The 18,185-nt window shown below is 45.3% G+C and carries 15 protein-coding genes; 9 read left to right on the top strand and 6 right to left on the bottom strand.

All coding sequences use genetic code 11. The features are described from left to right. Positions 1-51 precede the first annotated feature (51 nt). The gene (locus tag R7Q48_RS22865; RefSeq protein WP_005382515.1) at positions 52-543 is read right to left on the bottom strand and encodes an Rsd/AlgQ family anti-sigma factor; all 492 of its coding nucleotides are present in this window, start codon (positions 541-543) and stop codon (positions 52-54) included. A gap of 177 nt (positions 544-720) precedes the next feature. On the opposite strand from R7Q48_RS22865, the gene nudC reads away from it, so the two are divergent. Together nudC and hemE are read left to right on the top strand one after the other, a co-directional pair. Continuing rightward, positions 721-1,518: an NAD(+) diphosphatase gene (gene nudC / locus R7Q48_RS22860; protein ID WP_005382516.1), complete on the top strand. Its 798-nt coding sequence runs from the start codon at positions 721-723 to the stop codon at positions 1,516-1,518. Between the two features lie 247 nt (positions 1,519-1,765). Beyond that, entirely contained in the window at positions 1,766-2,833 is a 1,068-nt protein-coding gene (gene hemE, locus R7Q48_RS22855) for a uroporphyrinogen decarboxylase (protein WP_005384692.1), read from the top strand. A 240-nt stretch (positions 2,834-3,073) separates the two neighbouring features. Here hemE and R7Q48_RS22850 read toward each other — a convergent pair whose 3' ends face one another. Continuing rightward, complete coding sequence (locus tag R7Q48_RS22850) at positions 3,074-3,646, bottom strand: uracil-DNA glycosylase family protein (RefSeq protein ID WP_005382518.1); 573 nt, start codon at positions 3,644-3,646, stop codon at positions 3,074-3,076. Positions 3,647-3,648: 2 nt separating this feature from the next. After that, positions 3,649-4,572, bottom strand: coding sequence for a D-2-hydroxyacid dehydrogenase (locus R7Q48_RS22845; protein ID WP_256903395.1), 924 nt, complete (start codon positions 4,570-4,572; stop codon positions 3,649-3,651). Positions 4,573-4,638: 66 nt separating this feature from the next. Here R7Q48_RS22845 and R7Q48_RS22840 point away from each other — a divergent pair, with 66 nt between their 5' ends. After that, positions 4,639-5,226: a YjaG family protein gene (locus tag R7Q48_RS22840; protein WP_005382520.1), complete on the top strand. Its 588-nt coding sequence runs from the start codon at positions 4,639-4,641 to the stop codon at positions 5,224-5,226. A gap of 75 nt (positions 5,227-5,301) precedes the next feature. Here R7Q48_RS22840 and R7Q48_RS22835 read toward each other — a convergent pair whose 3' ends face one another. Next, a complete protein-coding gene (locus R7Q48_RS22835) occupies positions 5,302-6,435 on the bottom strand; it encodes a hemolysin family protein (protein ID WP_005382522.1) in 1,134 nt (377 codons plus the stop codon). 253 nt (positions 6,436-6,688) lie between these two features. Here R7Q48_RS22835 and hupA point away from each other — a divergent pair, with 253 nt between their 5' ends. Both hupA and R7Q48_RS22825 read left to right on the top strand, forming a co-directional pair. Then, on the top strand, positions 6,689-6,961 hold the full coding sequence (gene hupA, locus R7Q48_RS22830; RefSeq protein WP_005382524.1) for a nucleoid-associated protein HU-alpha: 273 nt from the start codon (positions 6,689-6,691) through the stop codon (positions 6,959-6,961). A 39-nt stretch (positions 6,962-7,000) separates the two neighbouring features. After that, positions 7,001-7,699 carry a DUF1481 domain-containing protein gene (locus R7Q48_RS22825; protein ID WP_165439089.1) on the top strand — a complete coding sequence of 233 codons (699 nt, stop codon included), beginning with the start codon at positions 7,001-7,003 and terminating at the stop codon, positions 7,697-7,699. Positions 7,700-7,782: 83 nt separating this feature from the next. Here R7Q48_RS22825 and purD read toward each other — a convergent pair whose 3' ends face one another. Both purD and purH read right to left on the bottom strand, forming a co-directional pair. Beyond that, positions 7,783-9,072: a phosphoribosylamine--glycine ligase gene (purD, locus tag R7Q48_RS22820; protein ID WP_136977321.1), complete on the bottom strand. Its 1,290-nt coding sequence runs from the start codon at positions 9,070-9,072 to the stop codon at positions 7,783-7,785. 194 nt (positions 9,073-9,266) lie between these two features. After that, positions 9,267-10,859 carry a bifunctional phosphoribosylaminoimidazolecarboxamide formyltransferase/IMP cyclohydrolase gene (purH, locus tag R7Q48_RS22815; protein ID WP_151514383.1) on the bottom strand — a complete coding sequence of 531 codons (1,593 nt, stop codon included), beginning with the start codon at positions 10,857-10,859 and terminating at the stop codon, positions 9,267-9,269. Between the two features lie 265 nt (positions 10,860-11,124). Here purH and zntR point away from each other — a divergent pair, with 265 nt between their 5' ends. The 4 genes from zntR (at position 11,125) to R7Q48_RS22795 (ending at position 17,528) form a co-directional block, all read left to right on the top strand. Beyond that, positions 11,125-11,523 carry a Zn(2+)-responsive transcriptional regulator gene (zntR, locus tag R7Q48_RS22810; RefSeq protein WP_005382529.1) on the top strand — a complete coding sequence of 133 codons (399 nt, stop codon included), beginning with the start codon at positions 11,125-11,127 and terminating at the stop codon, positions 11,521-11,523. Positions 11,524-11,686: 163 nt separating this feature from the next. Continuing rightward, complete coding sequence (cadC, locus tag R7Q48_RS22805) at positions 11,687-13,249, top strand: lysine decarboxylation/transport transcriptional activator CadC (RefSeq protein WP_065275609.1); 1,563 nt, start codon at positions 11,687-11,689, stop codon at positions 13,247-13,249. A gap of 682 nt (positions 13,250-13,931) precedes the next feature. Next, entirely contained in the window at positions 13,932-15,275 is a 1,344-nt protein-coding gene (cadB, locus tag R7Q48_RS22800) for a cadaverine/lysine antiporter (protein WP_017821792.1), read from the top strand. A 117-nt stretch (positions 15,276-15,392) separates the two neighbouring features. Further along, a complete protein-coding gene (locus tag R7Q48_RS22795) occupies positions 15,393-17,528 on the top strand; it encodes a lysine decarboxylase CadA (protein ID WP_158174211.1) in 2,136 nt (711 codons plus the stop codon). Positions 17,529-18,185 lie beyond the last annotated feature (657 nt).

Here is an 18,185-nt window from a genome sequence, read left to right as displayed (position 1 = left end):
ACGATGATCGTCAGTCTTTTCTCTCACTCTATTTCTAAATGTTTGCAAATACTAAGCCCCAGGTGGCATAGACAGGCTTTCTGCGATTTGCTGTATCAGATAGTCCTCGACTTCAAAGCGAGTCTCAAGAATTTCCCCAATGAGACACATATCAGAATCGAAATCATTTAATTCATCATCTTCAGTCACTTCTGAGTACTTATCGTTAAAGTTCAATAGAGGTTCAGTCGTTAGAACAATTTGACCATAGGTTTGATTGATCTCATTAGTCACGACAAAGCCGGTTGCTTTCCAACGGTCCATAACCATGTCATAAATTTTAAAGTGGCCTTCGGAGATGTAATCAACGAGGTGCTGACAGAAATCCTGCAGTTCGGAAGGAGATGGGAGTTCAATAACATTGGTTTTCGAACAAGGTTGCAGCGCTGCAAGCTTACAATATTCAACAATCAGGGATTGTCGTGTCTCTAACCAGTGATCAATGACATCACTTGAGCCACCCCACTGGTCTTGTGTTTGTTTGAATTTTCTTAGCATGACCATGCCCTCATGATCTGATCGCCCATCGGCGAACGTATCCTTTGCAAAGCAAAGTTAGTAAAGTTATTACAAACTCTTGTCCTTACTAGAATTTAGAGTGCGCATTTACTTAACGATAAACTCTAGTATGAAATTAGATTGCCAGTAAAATGAACGAACTTCAAGCAAAGGGATGGTGTAATGTTAAGAAAAGGTGATGTTAACCGCGCGATAAATGCATACTGGTGTGTTGTTGCAGGAAGTGAAATTTGGCTGGTGGATGGTGCTGTGCCCTTCGGGTCTGCAGAGCAGTTATCACTGCCAGTAACGAGTGCAAGACCCATTGGTGAGTATTCTGGTTCGCCCGTCATGTGGCTTAACTTGGCCGATTTAGAGCATGATCTACCTTTAGTATCCCTGCGTGACTGCCTGCATTTTCCTGAGCCATTATTTATGTTGTTAAGTAAAGCTGTGCAATATGGGCACATGACGCAAAGTTTGCGCTTTTGTCCACAGTGCGGAGGAAGAAACTTTCTTAATAATAACCAGTTAGCCATGCAGTGTGGTGAATGTCGCACCCTTCATTATCCTAGAATATTTCCGTGTATTATCGTTGCTGTACGTAAAGAAAATCAGATCTTATTAGCCCAACATCCAAGGCATCGAAATGGTATGTATACGGTTATTGCGGGTTTTCTAGAAGTCGGTGAGACATTAGAAGAGTGCGTGGCTCGAGAAATTCATGAAGAAACGGGAATTCTCGTTAAAAATATTCGTTACTTTGGCAGCCAGCCTTGGGCTTTCCCATCCAGTATGATGATGGGGTTTTTAGCTGACTATGAATCGGGAGAGTTAAGTCCAGACTACACTGAGCTGTCTGATGCACAATGGTTTGGTATCGACGAGATGCCGCCTGTTGCGCCTAAAGGAACGATTGCAAGAGCACTTATCGAACAAACGCTGAAAGATATAGACTCTAATTGTCTGATAAATAGATAAAAAAAACCCTCCGAGAGGGAGGGGGTAAGTAAGATGTCGTTATGAGATGCTGAGTACTAAGTACTCAGTTTATAATTGTAGTTTTCGCTAGCGAACAAATTTTTAACACTGATACCGATTGGGTGCAAATTAAGCATTGATTTAAAAGTTAATAACTTGATCCAGGTTGCAAAGCACACAGCTATTGGACTTAAATCAGTGATAGAATACCCCCTTTCACAGAAAGCCTAACAGTTGGAATTACGGAATGACTGAATTAAAAAATGATCGTTATCTGCGTGCGCTTTTAAAAGAGCCGGTAGATTACACGCCAGTATGGATGATGCGCCAGGCAGGTCGTTACCTACCAGAATACAAAGCGACTCGTGCAGAAGCGGGTGATTTCATGTCTTTGTGTCGAAATGCAGAATTAGCATCCGAAGTGACACTTCAACCATTACGCCGTTTTCCTCTTGATGCCGCGATCTTATTCTCGGACATCTTAACGATTCCAGATGCAATGGGGCTTGGTTTGCGTTTTGCTGCGGGTGAAGGGCCTGTTTTTGATAACCCAATTACATGCAAAGCCGACGTGGAAAAAATTGGTTTGCCAGATCCTGAAGGTGAACTGCAATACGTAATGAACGCAGTACGCCAGATCCGTAAAGACCTGAAGGGTGAAGTGCCGCTGATTGGTTTTTCTGGTAGTCCTTGGACTCTTGCGACGTATATGATCGAAGGTGGTAGCTCTAAAGCGTTTACCAAGATAAAGAAGATGATGTACGCGGAACCACAAACTCTGCACCTACTTCTAGATAAGCTGGCAGACAGCGTTATCGAGTACTTAAACGCGCAAATTAAAGCGGGTGCGCAATCGGTAATGGTATTTGACACATGGGGTGGCGTACTAACGCCTCGTGATTACAATCTGTTCTCACTGCAATACATGCACAAGATTGTAGATGGTCTGATTCGTGAAAACGACGGTCGTCGCGTGCCAGTCACACTGTTTACTAAGAATGGCGGCATGTGGCTTGAGCAAATCGCTGCAACGGGCTGTGATGCGGTTGGTCTAGACTGGACAATCAACATTGCAGACGCGAAAGCACGTATCGGTGATAAAGTGGCTCTGCAAGGTAACATGGACCCATCAATGCTTTACGCTTCACCAGAGCGTATCCGTGAAGAAGTCGCGGGTATTCTAGAAGGTTTTGGTGATGCAGGTACTGGTCATGTGTTCAACCTAGGTCACGGTATCCATTTGGATGTGCCGCCAGAAAACGCGGGCGTATTTGTGGAAGCGGTACACGAGCTATCTAAGCCGTACCACAAGTAACTTCGACTTTTTGAAATCAAATGCCGGCATTCAGTGCCGGTATTTTTTTACCTAAAATTCAGTTTTTCTATCTGAGACTCAAGGCTGTACAGCTCTAGTAGTATTTGGCCTACTATGATCTAATTACTACTCTAGCTGTACATTAGACATTAAAATTCAATATAAACAAATACTTATGACCTCGGCTTTTATGTTCTAATTTTCTTGTACAGATAAAAAAGCAATTAGATCATGGGTAACCTAAAGCATCGAGTGAACGCGTTTTTTAAGGTATGGCACGACGTCAGATTCAAACCAAGGGTTCTTCTTTAACCACAATGTATTGCGTGGAGATGGGTGAGGGAGCGGGATAAAGTCCGGTTCCCAATCTTGCCATTGCTGAACAGTTTGCGTGAGCGTCTTTGGTTTGTTGGTGAGATAGTACTGCTGCGAGTACTGACCAATTAGTAGAGTGAGCTCTATATTGGGCAGTTGCTCAAGAATCTTTTTATGCCAAGTGGGCGCACATTCTTTACGAGGCGGTAAATCACCAGAGTTCCCTTTGCCTGGATAACAGAATCCCATTGGGACAATGGCAATTTTATTTGGGTCGTAGAAAACGTCTTTGTCGATATCGAGCCATTGGCGTAATCGATCACCACTTGGGTCATTCCAAGGTATCGAGGTTTTGTGTACACGTGTGCCAGGGGCCTGACCGATGATTAGGATGCGTGCCCCTTTTGCTGCTTGTACGACAGGGTTTGCGCCCAAAGGTAAATTATCCGCGCAGATCTGGCAGGCCCTCACTTGCTGCAATAGCTCGTCTAACGACATTCTTAGTAACCCTTTTCGAAATCCACTTGATAATTTAATGAAAACCCATCGCGCCAGCGTAGATAGTTGTCAGCAAAAATCTCGATGACTTGCTCGGGAAAACTCAGCGCAGCAATGTGTGGAGTGATGGTGACTTGCGGTAGTTTCCAAAATGGATGCTCTACCGACAACGGTTCTTGCTCAAACACATCTAAGAAGGCGTGTTCTACCCAACGGTTTTTCAGAGCGAAGAGCAACCCTGCCTCATCCAGTACGTCGCCACGACCTACGTTAAACAATAACGCCTGATTTAGTTGGCTGAGCGTTTGACGATTAAGTAACTGTCGCGTCTCAGGTGTACTTGGTAGAGTATTCACAACGATGTCGGCTTGCTCAAATGCCTTACTTAGTTCATTGATATGAAAGGTCTGATGAAACTCGCCGCCTGGAGTAGGGATACCTGTGCGGTTAATACCGATAGTTTTTATCCCCATTGCTTTAGCGGCGTTGCCCAGATAGCCCCCAATGCTACCGGTACCAAGAATTACCATGGTTTTACTTTTTAATGACGTGTACAGGTGAGGCTGCCATTGTTTGTTTTGTTGCTGCTGGTGGTATTGGGCAAAGTGGCGGTAATGGGCAATACTGTAACCCAAAACATATTCAGCAATCAGTGGACCAAAGATGCCTCGAACGTTAGTTAGAGTATAGTCCTGACGAAGGCTAGGGGATGTTAAGGCGTTGACACCAGCAAACGTGGATTGCATCCATTCAAGCTGTGAAAATTCGTCTAAGCTTTGTGATAGTAAGGGTGGATCCGCTAGTACGATCTGAGCGGCTTCTGGTTGGTCGGTGAGACAAAGATCGGGCAGATTTTTCTCTGCCAGTAACGTTTTGTAGGTGTCGCGATGCTCTGAGAGCAGGAAAATCTGATTTGAATGCGGCATTAACTTTTTTCCCTGTGATGAATCAAGTACACTTTCGCTGTTTTTTTCTTCAATGATTGAGTGACTATGCTTAAGAATCCTCTTCAGGTTCGTTTAGAAAAACTAGAACCTTGGCAACAAATTACCTTTATGGCGTGTCTGTGTGAACGCATGTATCCAAACTATGCGATGTTTTGTGAGAATACAGAATTTGCTGACCCGCGTGCTTACCGAGCGATTCTTGATAGTGTATGGGAAATTTTGACAGTTAAGAACGCGAAAATTAACTTCGAACGTCAATTGGAGAAGTTAGAAGAGTTGTTCCCAAGTGCGGATGAGTTCGATTTTTACGGCGTTTACCCAGCGATGGACGCGTGTCAGGGTTTGTCTACGTTACTGCATGGTCTATTGGACCGCGACTACCTTTTCGATTCAATGCTTAAAGTGAGTCAACAGTCGGTACAAACCGTTGCTGATCTAGAGCAAGCACAAGGCGCAGAGCCAATCACTAACGACAACCAGAAAGAAAACGAAGCCGTATGTGAAGAGTGGGACGTCCAGTGGGCTATCTTCCGTCCGCTGCGTGAAGCGGTAGAACGTGACATCAGCTTGATTAAAGATTTGCGTGAAGAGCTACGTGAAGAAGGTGTGAGCAACATCGGTATTGCACTTTAATCGTTGAATAAATAGAAAAAGGCATCCTAACTGGATGCCTTTTTTGTGCGTTTAAGCTGTTATACCTAATGCTGATTACGATTCTTTCGAGTCGGGTTTCGGTGGCTCTTGAGCTTCTGGCTCTTTATCCTGCTTCTCCGGCTCATTATCTTCTTCATCGTCATCGCGGCTTTCGATTACGCCGTGCATTTCTTTCCAGCTTTCCCAGCGTTGGTAAGCCAGCTCCTGCATGTCAGTGCTTTTATCTGCTTCGTCGATGATCTCCTCGCCTACGAGGTGTTCAAAAATATCTTCCAACGTTACCAAACCTAGCACGGTACCGTATTCATCAACAACAAGTGCCAGCTGTAAGCGATGAGTCATCATCTGGTCGAATACTTTAGGTAAAGTGGTATTGTTTAGCACCACTTGAATTGGGCGCATGATTGCTCCCAACTGTTTCTGTCCACAACCTGATTGTTGTAGTTTGAACAACTCAAGGCGATGCACAAAACCAATGATGTTATCTTTCTGTTCGCTGTAAACCAATGGGCGTGAGAAAGGCGTATCTTTGTGTTTTTCTAGGAACTCATTGATGGTCATTGTGGCATCGACACGGAATACTACTGGTCGTGGCGTCATAACCTGCGTTACGGGTACATCTTGGATGCCAAGCAAGTTGCTTAAGATTTTTGATTCACCCTCGGCAAATTCACCGCTTTCACGTGCCAGAATCGCCATTGCAGACAGCTCATCACGCATCTTTGGAGCTTCGTGGTTACGAGCAAGACGCTTGGTGATTTGCTCTGAGAACCAAACAAAGGGTGTAAGCGCCCATACCATCCAACGCAATGCGACCGCGGCAGTGGGTGCCAACTGACGCCAGTAGGTCGCGCCAATCGTCTTCGGTACGATTTCTGAAAGCACTAAGATCGCCAATGTCAGCACTGCCGAAAAGATACCTAATGCTTCGCTACCAAATACAACTGCAGCTTGTGCACCAGCAGTGGCCGCGCCGATAGTGTGAGCGATGGTGTTTAAAGTCAGAATAGATGCCAGTGGTCGGTCGATATCTGATTTCAGCTTAGCCAATTGCCCAGCTGCGGGATGCCCCTGTTGATTGAGCTGCGCAATGTAGCTCGGACTGATACTCAGCAGTACCGCCTCCAGCACCGAACAGATAAACGAAATGCCGATTGCAATAGAGATATAAATGGATAACAGCAGCATAGTTGCCCTTGAATGTAGTTTGATAGTGGTTATTTGCAGCTATTATAACCGCAAAAGTGACTTATAAATTGGTCCAAATACCTTGGAAAGCAAGGGTTTTCAGGGGGTATGTGGTAACAAATTGTGAGTTATTACTCATATTATGGCTAAAAGTACGTCAGAAAATCGAAAGATCGCTTACAAACCTTTGCCAGATGGGGCATTTATGTTTTAGAGTGAGACGAATTCGATAACCTATGAGAAGGGAAACCTAATGAACAAGACCCAATTAATCGACTTTATCGCAGAGAAAGCAGACCTATCAAAAGCACAAGCAAAAGCTGCTCTTGAAGCGACTCTTGATGGTGTAACTGGCGCACTTAAAGAGGGTGACCAAGTTCAACTAATTGGTTTTGGTACATTCAAAGTAAACCACCGCGCTGCACGTACTGGTCGTAACCCTAAGACTGGTGACGAGATTCAAATCGCAGCAGCTAACGTACCAGCATTCGTAGCAGGTAAAGCGCTGAAAGAATCAGTAAACTAAGTTAGAATGCACCGAGGTATCCTGCCTCGGTGCAATTTCATGAAAAAACATCTACTCACTTCACTTCTCCTATCTAGCCTTACCCTTTTTGGCTGTTCATCGGTTGAAACTCCTAATTTAGAACAATTCACGCATTTTTCTGGTGGTAAAGTTGCGGGAGATGCTAGCAGCTTGTACTGGATGACAGAGAAACTCACTCGTGTGAGTACGGCGGCTGATTATGTGACTATGGGGGACAATGGTTGGTTCAAGAGTGATTATCGCTGGGATGAAGGTGAGTTGCGAGAGTTGATTCGAAAAGGCGAGCAAGTTGATACCAAACAAGAGTTGGTGCCTTTTCAAATCCACATCCGTTTCAATAAAGATGGCGAAGCGGTTTACCAAAAATATCGTGTTAACCGTAAAGTCTTACCACTTCAGCATGACCAATTAGAGCGCTACAAAGCAGAAGCGAATGACGTAGTGGCATCGGTTAAGGCGCAGTCTCGTAACAATCAGAGCCTTATTCAAGGTTATTGGAATGGTCAATCGTTTGAAACCTGCAAAGGTAAGGTGTTCTCGACGCTCGAGTTTAATCAGACGTTGCCAAAATTTATTATCGAGCGTCTCTCATCGGTAGACAGTTATGTGGCTTTTGTCGGCAAGCAGTCACGAAACAAAGCAATGGTCGATGAACTGTTGATGCTCAATGACGATGACTTTGATTGTGTTTCTCGGCCAACGTTGATCTCTGAATAAACATTGCTTCGAACTCTCTCGAACAAGAACAATAAAAAAGGCGCTGAGTGCGCCTTTTGTTTTTTAGCCAACTTATGTTGTTTTTATTTTTCTTGCTCACGTGCAATTGCACGGTAGCCGATGTCGTTGCGATGGAACATGCCATCCCAACGGATCTGTTTTGCAAGCTCGTAAGCACGCTGCTGCGCTTCTGATACGCTGTTGCCAAGTGCGGTTGCACAAAGAACACGACCACCGTTTGTCACGATGTCGCCATCTTTGTTATCTGTACCAGCATGGAAGACTTTTTCGCCTTCAATTTCAACTTGTGGCAGACCCGAAATAACGTCGCCTTTGTTGTACGCTGCTGGGTAACCACCGGCTGCTAGCACGATACCAATCGATGCTCGTGGATCCCACTTCGATTCCGCTTGATCTAGCTTCTCGTCGATTGCCGCTAGGCACAGATCAACAAGATCCGATTCCATGCGCATCATGATAGGTTGTGTCTCTGGATCACCGAAGCGGCAGTTGTACTCGATTACTTTCGGAGTGCCGTCTTTGTCGATCATAAGACCCGCGTATAGGAAACCAGTGTAAGGGTTACCTTCAGCGGCCATGCCACGTACTGTTGGGTAAATCACTTCTTCCATGATGCGGTTGTGGATTTCCTGTGTTACCACTGGAGCTGGCGAGTACGCGCCCATGCCACCGGTGTTAGGACCCGTATCTTTGTCGCCTACGCGTTTGTGGTCTTGGCTGGTGGCCATTGGCAGAACGTTCTCACCATCCACCATCACGATGAAGCTTGCTTCTTCACCATCTAGGAACTCTTCGATAACGACACGACTACCAGCATCACCAAATGCGTTGCCTGCTAGCATGTCTTTGATTGCATCCTCAGCTTCTTCTAGCGTCATCGCTACGATAACGCCTTTACCAGCAGCAAGGCCGTCAGCTTTTACTACGATCGGTGCACCTTGCTCACGTACGTAAGCAAGAGCTGGCTCGATTTCAGTGAAATTCGCGTAGGCACCCGTTGGAATTTGGTGACGAGCAAGGAAGTCTTTGGTAAACGCTTTAGATCCTTCAAGCTGTGCTGCTGCTTGGGTCGGGCCAAAGATTGGTAAGCCCGCTTCGCGGAACGCATCAACCACACCAATAACCAATGGTGCTTCTGGGCCAACGATAGTCAGTTCAATCGCCTTCTCTTTGGCGAAAGCAACAAGGCCAGTGATGTCTTCTACATCGATGTTTATGTTCTCTAGTTTTGGCTCTAGTGCTGTACCTGCGTTGCCTGGTGCAACGAAGATAGTCTCAACATTTGGGTTTTGTGCCGCTTTCCAACCTAGCGCATGTTCACGACCGCCTGAACCAATGATTAAAACTCGCATATGAAAATCCTTAATCTTATAAATACCGTTTGCTCAAACTCAGATATTTCGCAAAGACCTGAGTATGGCCTCTCTAATTCAATGGGACGAGGACAAGGCGACAAGTGAACTTATTCCTATGAGCATAGTATGCTATGTGATTAGGATAAGTGAACGCCGTCAACGCAGTTATCGTCCCAGTGAAGACGAGAGGATTAGTGGCGGAAGTGACGCATACCGGTAAAGATCATCGCCATGCCGTGCTCGTCGGCTGCTGCGATAACTTCGTCATCACGCATAGAGCCACCTGGCTGAATCACACACTTGATGCCCGCTTCTGCAGCCGCGTCGATGCCGTCACGGAATGGGAAGAATGCATCTGATGCCATTACACAACCTTCAACCTGTAGACCTTCGTCTGCAGCTTTGATGCCTGCGATTTTCGCAGAGTAAACGCGGCTCATTTGGCCAGCACCTACACCGATAGTCATGTCGCTTTTCGAGTAAACGATCGCGTTAGATTTCACGTATTTCGCTACTTTCCAGCAGAACAGTGCATCTTTTAGCTCTTCTTCTGTTGGCTGGCGCTTAGAAACCACTTTTAGGTCGTCTAGGCTTACCATGCCTTGGTCGCGGTCTTGAACCAGTAGACCGCCATTCACGCGTTTCACGTCAAAGCCAGTTGTCTTCGTTGTCCATTCGCCACACTCAAGTAGACGTACGTTCTTCTTCGCGGCAACCACTTCAATCGCTTCAGCAGAAACAGAAGGTGCGATGATCACTTCAACGAATTGACGCTCAACAATAGCGGTTGCTGTTTCAGCATCCAGTTCTTGGTTGAATGCAATGATGCCGCCGAATGCAGATGTTGGGTCAGTTTGGTAAGCACGGTTGTACGCTTCTAGGATGTCTTTACCTAGAGCAACACCGCATGGGTTTGCGTGTTTTACGATTACACATGCTGGCTCGTTGAACTCTTTCACACATTCAAGCGCTGCGTCCGTGTCTGCGATGTTGTTGTAAGAAAGGGCTTTACCTTGGATTTGGCGAGCAGTAGAAACGGATGCTTCTTGTGGGTTTGCTTCAACGTAGAATGCGGCTGCTTGGTGGCTGTTCTCACCGTAGCGCATGTCTTGCTTCTTCTCGAACTGTTGGTTGAACGTACGAGGGAATTTGCTCTCTTCATCACCGTCTTTGTTCTCACCGTAAGATGGAACCATAGTGCCGAAGTAGTTTGCGATCATGCCGTCGTAAGATGCTGTGTGCTCGAATGCTGCGATAGCTAGGTCGAAACGAGTTTCTAGTGTTAGAGATTTCTCGTTCGCGTCCATTTCAGCGATAACGCGGTTGTAGTCGTGAGCGTTCACAACGATAGTCACGTCTTTGTGGTTTTTCGCTGCAGAGCGAACCATTGTTGGACCACCGATGTCGATGTTCTCAACCGCATCAGCAAGCGTACAGCCTTCTTTAGCAACGGTTTCTGCGAATGGGTATAGGTTAACGACAACCATATCGATAGGGTTGATGCCGTGCTTTTCCATCACGTCATCATCTTGGCCACGACGACCAAGCACACCACCGTGAACTTTTGGGTGAAGCGTTTTAACGCGGCCGTCCATCATTTCTGGGAAACCAGTGTAGTCAGAGACTTCGGTTACGGCGATGCCTTGTTCGGCAAGTAGGCGAGCTGTACCACCAGTAGATAGGATATCGACACCGCGCTCAGCAAGAGCTTGCGCAAACTCAACAATACCTGTTTTGTCTGATACGCTGATAAGCGCACGGCGAATAGGACGAGCGTTATTCATGCTTCCATTTTCCTCAAATTCACGGAGTTAAAGATGTTTGCCAAAAATGAACTTGTTTTTACCTCTTGGGGTAAAATATTGGCCAGTTTTGGTAAAGACCTTTGCAGGGTGTTTTCTGGTTAGAAAACAGTCTCCACATTTGATGGCGCGTATTCTAACCAATTTATTACAAAAAAGCTCGCGCAATCGTTTGGCATCTCAAAAATAATTGCAAAAAAGTCGTTCTTTAGCTTTAAAAGTAACGAGATAGTTAATAGGGAAAGTTATGTTTCAGATAGGTGAACTGGCAAAACGTTGTGGTGTGACTGCCGATACATTGCGTTTCTACGAGAAAAACGCGCTAATAAAACCCGCAGGGCGAAGCGAATCAGGCTACCGCTTGTATGATGAAGAGAATCAAAAGCAGGTGCACTTTATCCTCAAAGGTAAAGATCTTGGCTTGAGTCTGGATGAAATTAAAGACCTGTTAGAAATTAAGTTAGAAGCGACAGAACACAGCTGTGCAGAGGTAAAAGCCATTACTTCTGCTAAGTTAGAGCTGATTGATGGGAAAATTAACGAGCTGACGAAAATTCGCCGAGCGTTAAAGAAGATTAATGATGCTTGTTGTGGTCATACAGACGATGACGCCACACATTGCTCTATCCTTGCAGCACTTGAGTAGTCTCATTCTTGCATCACTTAACTTAAGTTTGCATTTTTGGCGACTTGCTTTTCTAGGTACACGCTGCTTTCCCACCTATAATCTTGCCTTTAGTTACTTGTAGGAATCGACCATTGTCTGATTCCTAGCGTAACGCTGTCTGTAGATACGAGAGTTTTCATACATGGTTGGAGTCTATTTTCAAATCAATGACTGGGTTTTGAGCGTTGATGAAAATAAGCTGTATCGACAAGATAGGGAAGTTACTGTTGAGCCACGCTTAATTAATCTTTTGCACTTCTTAGCGGAGCATGCGAATGAGGTGTTCAACCGCGAGGAATTGATTCAGTACGTTTGGGCTGGAGCGATTGTGACCGATCAAGTGGTGACTCAATCCATCTTTGAGTTGCGTAAGCTACTACGTGACGGTCGAGAGGAAAATACCAACTACGTTATCACGGTGCCCAAGCGTGGCTATAAGCTGGTAGCGAACGTGGTTGCTATGACGCATGAAGAGTTTGTCACAAGTCGGCAAAATGAAGAGATCCCACCTTCGGTTGAAGAATCGGAAGAGGATTGTCTACCTATAGCACCAGCCGTTACCTTTCCTGCCGGTCCTCTAACTCGCGCGGTCTGCGAGATGTCAAAAGAGAAAAAAGCCCCTCAGAGCAAAAACAAAATCAGTCCTTGGCGATTGGGAATTATGAACTTCATCTGGATCAGTATGTTGGTCGTAGTGATGGGCGTGTTTACCTACAAGCAATCGGAAGTGCGTATTACCCAAGCCATCGATACCCATCTGATTGAGTTCAAGTTTCAAGATAATTTTACGAGTGAAGGATTAAGCTACGATTTGGCAGACGGATTCGCCCAAAAGTTGATGTCCGACATTGCTCAAGTCAGTGATTACCGAGTCATGCTAAAGAAGGCGTCGTTTACTTCTGGCATTGTGCCTGGTAAATCGGTTGTGGTGAGAGTTCGTGAGAATGACGGTGGCAGCTTTTTAGAGGTGGAATATCGCAATAACTCATCTGAGAAAGTGTTGTTTAGTCGTCAATACGCGTTAACCAGTAGTCATTTAAAGACAGTGCTTCAACAAGCGTCGTTGGATTTGATGCAAGTGCTGAAAGTGTCGGATGCCAAATTGAAATCTACGATGCTGGTGGCGGGAATGCCAATGAATCCCGACGCGTTGGAGTTGTTTGTTCAGGCTAACCATTACCTTAATGTCTCTGATACTAAACAATTCCGCCAAGGTATCGACTTGATGGAAAACATTTTAGAAATCGAGCCGGATAATGCTTACGTTCAAGCTGAGTTGTTGATTGCTTACCATGTACAAAAGGCACTTGATTTCTCACAGGAGTTGAAGAAAGGGCGAATGCAGCAGCTCAGTGAAGCACTAGAGACTAATGTGAAAATGATGGTGGGGCCAATTCAACCGCGAATTTATGAAGCTTTAGCACTGCACGAAACCATCATTGGTGACATGGCGTTAGCCAAGCGGCATCTCGGACAGGCATTGAGGTTACGTGATTCAGTGCTTTCCTATGTGATTCGCGGTAAGCACGCCGAATTGGATGGTGATCTGGATTTGGCCAGTGAGTCTTACAGTGAAGCTTTCTATATTGATACGTCGGTTGAGACGTACCTGCTGTGCGAAAACTTGGTCTTCCCAAGTAACATGAAGGCGATTGATTACGCCATGTATCGCGCCGTTCACCCTTCTGTCGTTCGAATGCTTTAATTCTCTCGGACTCAACGTCAGTCTAATGCTAGCCCCTCATTTCGATGAGGGGCTTTTTTGTCGCTGTCGAAAAGTGAAAAGGGTGAGGCGGTGAGGCAATGACTTACGAAGGAGCTAACAACGCAAGCTTGCAACGGGAATGCATACCCGCTTTGCTTCTCTATCTCTATCTCTATCTCTATCTCTATCTCTATCTCTATCTCTATCTCTATCTCTATCTCTATCTCGGCTAAATTATGTGGCGAGAATGATTCTGATGCTTTCTTGCATGCGAGATGAATATTGATATGGGTCAAGAAGCGCGAGCAGGGAGAGATTTATGGAATCAACACTTCAGGGAATCAACCCTTAGGGATGGGGAAGTTGATAGAGGTTGATAACTTTTATCGCGATGACCAACGAGTTGATGAGAGTTTATCTATCGGTAGAAGGTTTGATGTTTTTCTTATAACCGTATGAATAATATAGTTTTACATTTTTGTGTTTATCATGTTTATCTCAACTTGATGTTGATGAACTAATCATTTTATTGATAACACCAAGTTTATTTTTTTCCCGATTTTTGGGCGTAGTCTTCACTTCGAAATTTAGCGAGGTCGAGCAGGTTCTTCCTCATAGCATCTCGCTAATAACCATTCAGTTTGAGTCATGTTGACTCGAGTAGAATAGATTTGGAGATGTTATGTCATCGAATGCGAAAAAAATCGGCCTTATTGCCTGTACGGGTGTCGTAGCCGGTAACATGATGGGTAGTGGTATTGCACTATTACCTTCTAGTCTTGCCTCTGTAGGCTCTGTTTCAATCTTCAGTTGGCTGATCTGTTTGGTCGGAGCACTGAGTCTGGCGTTCGTTTACGCTCGTCTGGCAACCAAAAACCCACAAGAAGGTGGTCCTATCGCTTATGCTGGCGAAGTGTCTCCGGTATTTGGTTTCCAAACGGGCGTTCTTTATTACCACGCGAACTGGATTGGTAACCTGGCTATTGCCATTACAGGTGTTTCTTACCTTTCTGTATTCTTCCCTGTGCTTAATAACCCAATCCCAGCAGGTATTGCGACGATTGCATCGGTATGGATCTTCACTTTCGTCAACCTACTTGGTGGTAGCTGGGTAAGCCGTCTATGTACGCTTGGTCTAGTTCTTATCCTTATCCCAGTTGTTGGTACAGCTGCGTTTGGTTGGACGCACTTCGATACTGCGCTTTACAGCCAAAACTGGAACGTATCAGCAGGCACTGACAGCCACGCGGTAGTAACAGCGGTTCTTATCTGCCTATGGTCATTCGTAGGTGTGGAATCAGCAGCGGTATCTACTGGTATGGTAGAAAACCCTAAACGGACTGTACCACTAGCAACTATGTTAGGTACTGGTATTGCAGGTGTGATTTACATCCTATCAACTCAAATGATCAGCGGCATGTTCCCAGCGTCAGAAGTTGCGGCATCAGGTGCGCCATTTGCATTGGCAACCACTGAGCTATTCGGTAGCTGGACTGCACCATTCGTATCAGCATTCACAGCACTAGCATGTTTCACTTCGCTAGGTTCTTGGATGATGCTGGTGGGCGAGGCTGGTAAACGTGCCGCGAGCGATGGCAACTTCCCTAAAATCTACGGCGAAACTGACAAAAACGGTGTGCCTAAGAAAGGTCTAATCCTTGCGTCAATCAAGATGACTGCACTGATGGTTGTACTGATGTTCTTCAGCTCTAAAACAGCACACGCATCAGATCTGTTCAACCAACTAACGACTGACGCAGTTCTACTAACTATGCTGCCTTACTTCTACTCAAGCATTAACTTGATTCGCTTCGAAGGTATGACAACACGCAACGGCTTCGTAATGCTGTTCTCTGGTGTGGCTTGTCTGTTCTGCTTCATCGCACTAGCTGGTGCAGAGGGCGGTACGCTAACAGCAACCTTCATCGTGTCTCTAGTTATCTTGATGTTCTACAGCAAAAAAGCAGGTCTTGCTCAGTACGTGAAAATGCACGCTGACGACATGCCTGCCCAAGCAAGCAACTAATCCCCAAAACGCTGGCACTACGGTGCCAGCCCATAAAACCCAAATTCACGCGGCGCTCACCTTACTCATTGCCTGTAAATGGCAAAGAGCGCCCTCATTCGCCTTGGAGATGTCCAAATGAATATATTCGCTATCTTGAACCACATGGGTGTGTTCTTTAAAGAAGAGCCAGTTCGTCAACTTCACGCTGCTCTTGAGAAAGCGGGCTACGAAGTGGTTTACCCAGTAGATGATAAAGACTTGATCAAAATGATTGAGATGAACCCACGCATTTGCGGTGTGCTGTTCGACTGGGATAAATACTCACTAGAGCTATGTGAACGTATCAGCCAAATCAACGAAAAACTGCCTGTTCACGCATTTGCTAACGAACAGTCTACTCTAGACATTTCACTAACAGACCTACGTCTAAACGTGAGCTTCTTCGAGTACGCTTTAGGTATGGCTGACGACATCGCTATCAAAATCAACCAAGCGACTGAGGCATACAAAGATGCCATCATGCCTCCATTCACTAAAGCGCTATTCAAATACGTAGAAGAAGGTAAATACACCTTCTGTACTCCAGGTCACATGGGCGGTACTGCATTCCAGAAAAGCCCTGCTGGTAGCATCTTCTACGATTTTTACGGTCCAAACACATTCAAAGCGGACGTATCAATTTCAATGCCTGAACTAGGTTCTCTACTAGACCACTCAGGTCCACATAAAGATGCAGAAGAATACATCGCACGTACATTCAATGCAGACAGCTCGTACATCGTAACGAACGGTACGTCTACATCGAACAAAATTGTTGGCATGTACTCAGCACCTGCGGGCAGCACAGTACTGGTTGACCGTAACTGTCACAAATCTCTGACTCACCTAATGATGATGAGCGACGTGACACCAATCTACTTCCGCCCAACTCGTAACGCATACGGCATCCTTGGTGGTATTCCACAAAGCGAATTCAGCCGCGATGTCATTGCAGAGAAAGTGGCGAAAACACCAGGTGCAACAGCACCAACTTACGCAGTAGTGACTAACTCAACTTACGATGGCTTGCTGTACAACACACAATTCATCAAAGAGTCGCTAGATTGTAAACACATCCACTTCGACAGTGCTTGGGTGCCTTACACTAACTTCAACCCAATTTACGAAGGTAAATGTGGTATGAGTGGTGAAGCGATGCCAGGCAAAGTGTTCTACGAGACACAATCAACACACAAACTGTTGGCAGCGTTCTCACAAGCTTCAATGATTCACGTGAAAGGTGACTTTGATAAAGAGTCTTTCAACGAAGCATTCATGATGCACACTTCAACTTCACCTCAGTACGGCATTGTTGCTTCTACTGAAACTGCAGCGGCAATGATGCGCGGCAACACTGGTAAGAAGTTGATGCAAGACTCTATCGATCGCGCAATTCGCTTCCGTAAAGAGATCAAACGCCTAGAAGCAGAAAGTGACAGCTGGTTCTTCGATGTATGGCAACCAGAAAACATCGATACCACAGAATGTTGGAAACTAGACCCTAGCGATACATGGCACGGCTTCAAGAACATGGATGACAACCACATGTATCTTGACCCAATCAAAGTCACGCTACTGACTCCGGGGATGAATAAAGAAGGCGAACTAGAAGAATCAGGTATTCCTGCTTCGCTGGTGGCTAAATTCCTAGACGAGCGCGGCATCGTGGTAGAGAAAACAGGTCCATACAACTTGTTGTTCCTATTCTCAATCGGTATCGACAAATCAAAAGCAATGCAATTGCTACGCGGCCTAACTGAATTTAAACGTGGCTACGACTTGAACCTAACCATCAAGAGCTTCCTACCTTCGCTATACAATGAAGACCCAAGCTTCTATGAAGGCATGCGTGTTCAAGAACTAGCACAAGCAATTCATGACCTAACTAAGAAATACAACCTACCAGAGCTAATGTACAAAGCGTTCGATGTACTTCCAGAAATGAAAGTAACACCACACGCAGCATGGCAAGAAGAGCTTCGCGGTAACGTAGAAGAAATCAAACTGGAAGAAATGGTTGGCCGCGTAAGTGCGAATATGATCCTTCCTTACCCTCCAGGTGTGCCACTAGTACTTCCTGGTGAAATGGTGACTCAAGAGTCTCGCCCTGTGCTGGACTTCCTAGAGATGCTTTGTGAGATCGGTGCGCATTACCCAGGTTTCGAAACCGACATCCACGGTTTATACCAACAAAAAGATGGTAGCTACACCGTAAAAGTATTGAAGAACTAAGTTCCTCTCGAAGATGGCGTCATTGGGAATGCAAGCATGCTCCACTCTTACGAGCTCAATGCGTCATCGAACAATAACGACATTTAGATATACCCCTAACTAATCTGTCGTAAAGAGAAGGGCAAGGATGCTCTGATCTTTTCTTCTATATATAGAAGAAACACTTTTCCAAGACTTCACCTGAAGTACCCCAAATAAAAAGCAAAGACCAAAAGAGCAGTTCGTCATCGTTCTGCTCTTTTTTTCGTCTTTATATAGATAGAAAGAGAAAAAAGAACCAAGAGAGATAAGATCAGCAATCAAAATCACAAAGAAATCGGCGATCTTTTAATGCAGAAGTCAGGTGTTTCATCATGAAAAGATCCTCTGCAACCCGAAATATTAGACAAGATCGTTGAGTATCTATGCAGAATGCTTGTTATTTGTTCGGTTGAAAGTTTTTTTGCAAAAAACGCTTGTGCTAATTTCTCAACCCCCTATACTGCGCATCCACCGACACGGAGTGAGACGAAAGTCACACAGCGAGTTGGGAAGAGAGAAAAAAGAATTTTAAAAAAACGCTTGACTCTCTCACGGTGTGAAGTAAGATACGCACCCCTAACGACGAGCAACTAAGTTGCTGAAAATGTTAGAAAAGCTCTTTAAAAATAAGAACCT

Source organism: Vibrio sp. 378, from assembly GCF_033339435.1.
The sequence above is the reverse complement of the archived record's forward strand: the minus strand, read 5'-3'. Positions and strand labels throughout refer to the sequence as shown.

Coding starts and splice junctions, on each gene's coding strand:
- R7Q48_RS22865 (WP_005382515.1), bottom strand. CDS start 543: ATGGTCATGCTAAGAAAATTCAAACAAACACAAGACCAGTGGGGTGGC.
- nudC (WP_005382516.1), top strand. CDS start 721: ATGTTAAGAAAAGGTGATGTTAACCGCGCGATAAATGCATACTGGTGT.
- hemE (WP_005384692.1), top strand. CDS start 1,766: ATGACTGAATTAAAAAATGATCGTTATCTGCGTGCGCTTTTAAAAGAG.
- R7Q48_RS22850 (WP_005382518.1), bottom strand. CDS start 3,646: ATGTCGTTAGACGAGCTATTGCAGCAAGTGAGGGCCTGCCAGATCTGC.
- R7Q48_RS22845 (WP_256903395.1), bottom strand. CDS start 4,572: ATGCCGCATTCAAATCAGATTTTCCTGCTCTCAGAGCATCGCGACACC.
- R7Q48_RS22840 (WP_005382520.1), top strand. CDS start 4,639: ATGCTTAAGAATCCTCTTCAGGTTCGTTTAGAAAAACTAGAACCTTGG.
- R7Q48_RS22835 (WP_005382522.1), bottom strand. CDS start 6,435: ATGCTGCTGTTATCCATTTATATCTCTATTGCAATCGGCATTTCGTTT.
- hupA (WP_005382524.1), top strand. CDS start 6,689: ATGAACAAGACCCAATTAATCGACTTTATCGCAGAGAAAGCAGACCTA.
- R7Q48_RS22825 (WP_165439089.1), top strand. CDS start 7,001: ATGAAAAAACATCTACTCACTTCACTTCTCCTATCTAGCCTTACCCTT.
- purD (WP_136977321.1), bottom strand. CDS start 9,072: ATGCGAGTTTTAATCATTGGTTCAGGCGGTCGTGAACATGCGCTAGGT.
- purH (WP_151514383.1), bottom strand. CDS start 10,859: ATGAATAACGCTCGTCCTATTCGCCGTGCGCTTATCAGCGTATCAGAC.
- zntR (WP_005382529.1), top strand. CDS start 11,125: ATGTTTCAGATAGGTGAACTGGCAAAACGTTGTGGTGTGACTGCCGAT.
- cadC (WP_065275609.1), top strand. CDS start 11,687: ATGGTTGGAGTCTATTTTCAAATCAATGACTGGGTTTTGAGCGTTGAT.
- cadB (WP_017821792.1), top strand. CDS start 13,932: ATGTCATCGAATGCGAAAAAAATCGGCCTTATTGCCTGTACGGGTGTC.
- R7Q48_RS22795 (WP_158174211.1), top strand. CDS start 15,393: ATGAATATATTCGCTATCTTGAACCACATGGGTGTGTTCTTTAAAGAA.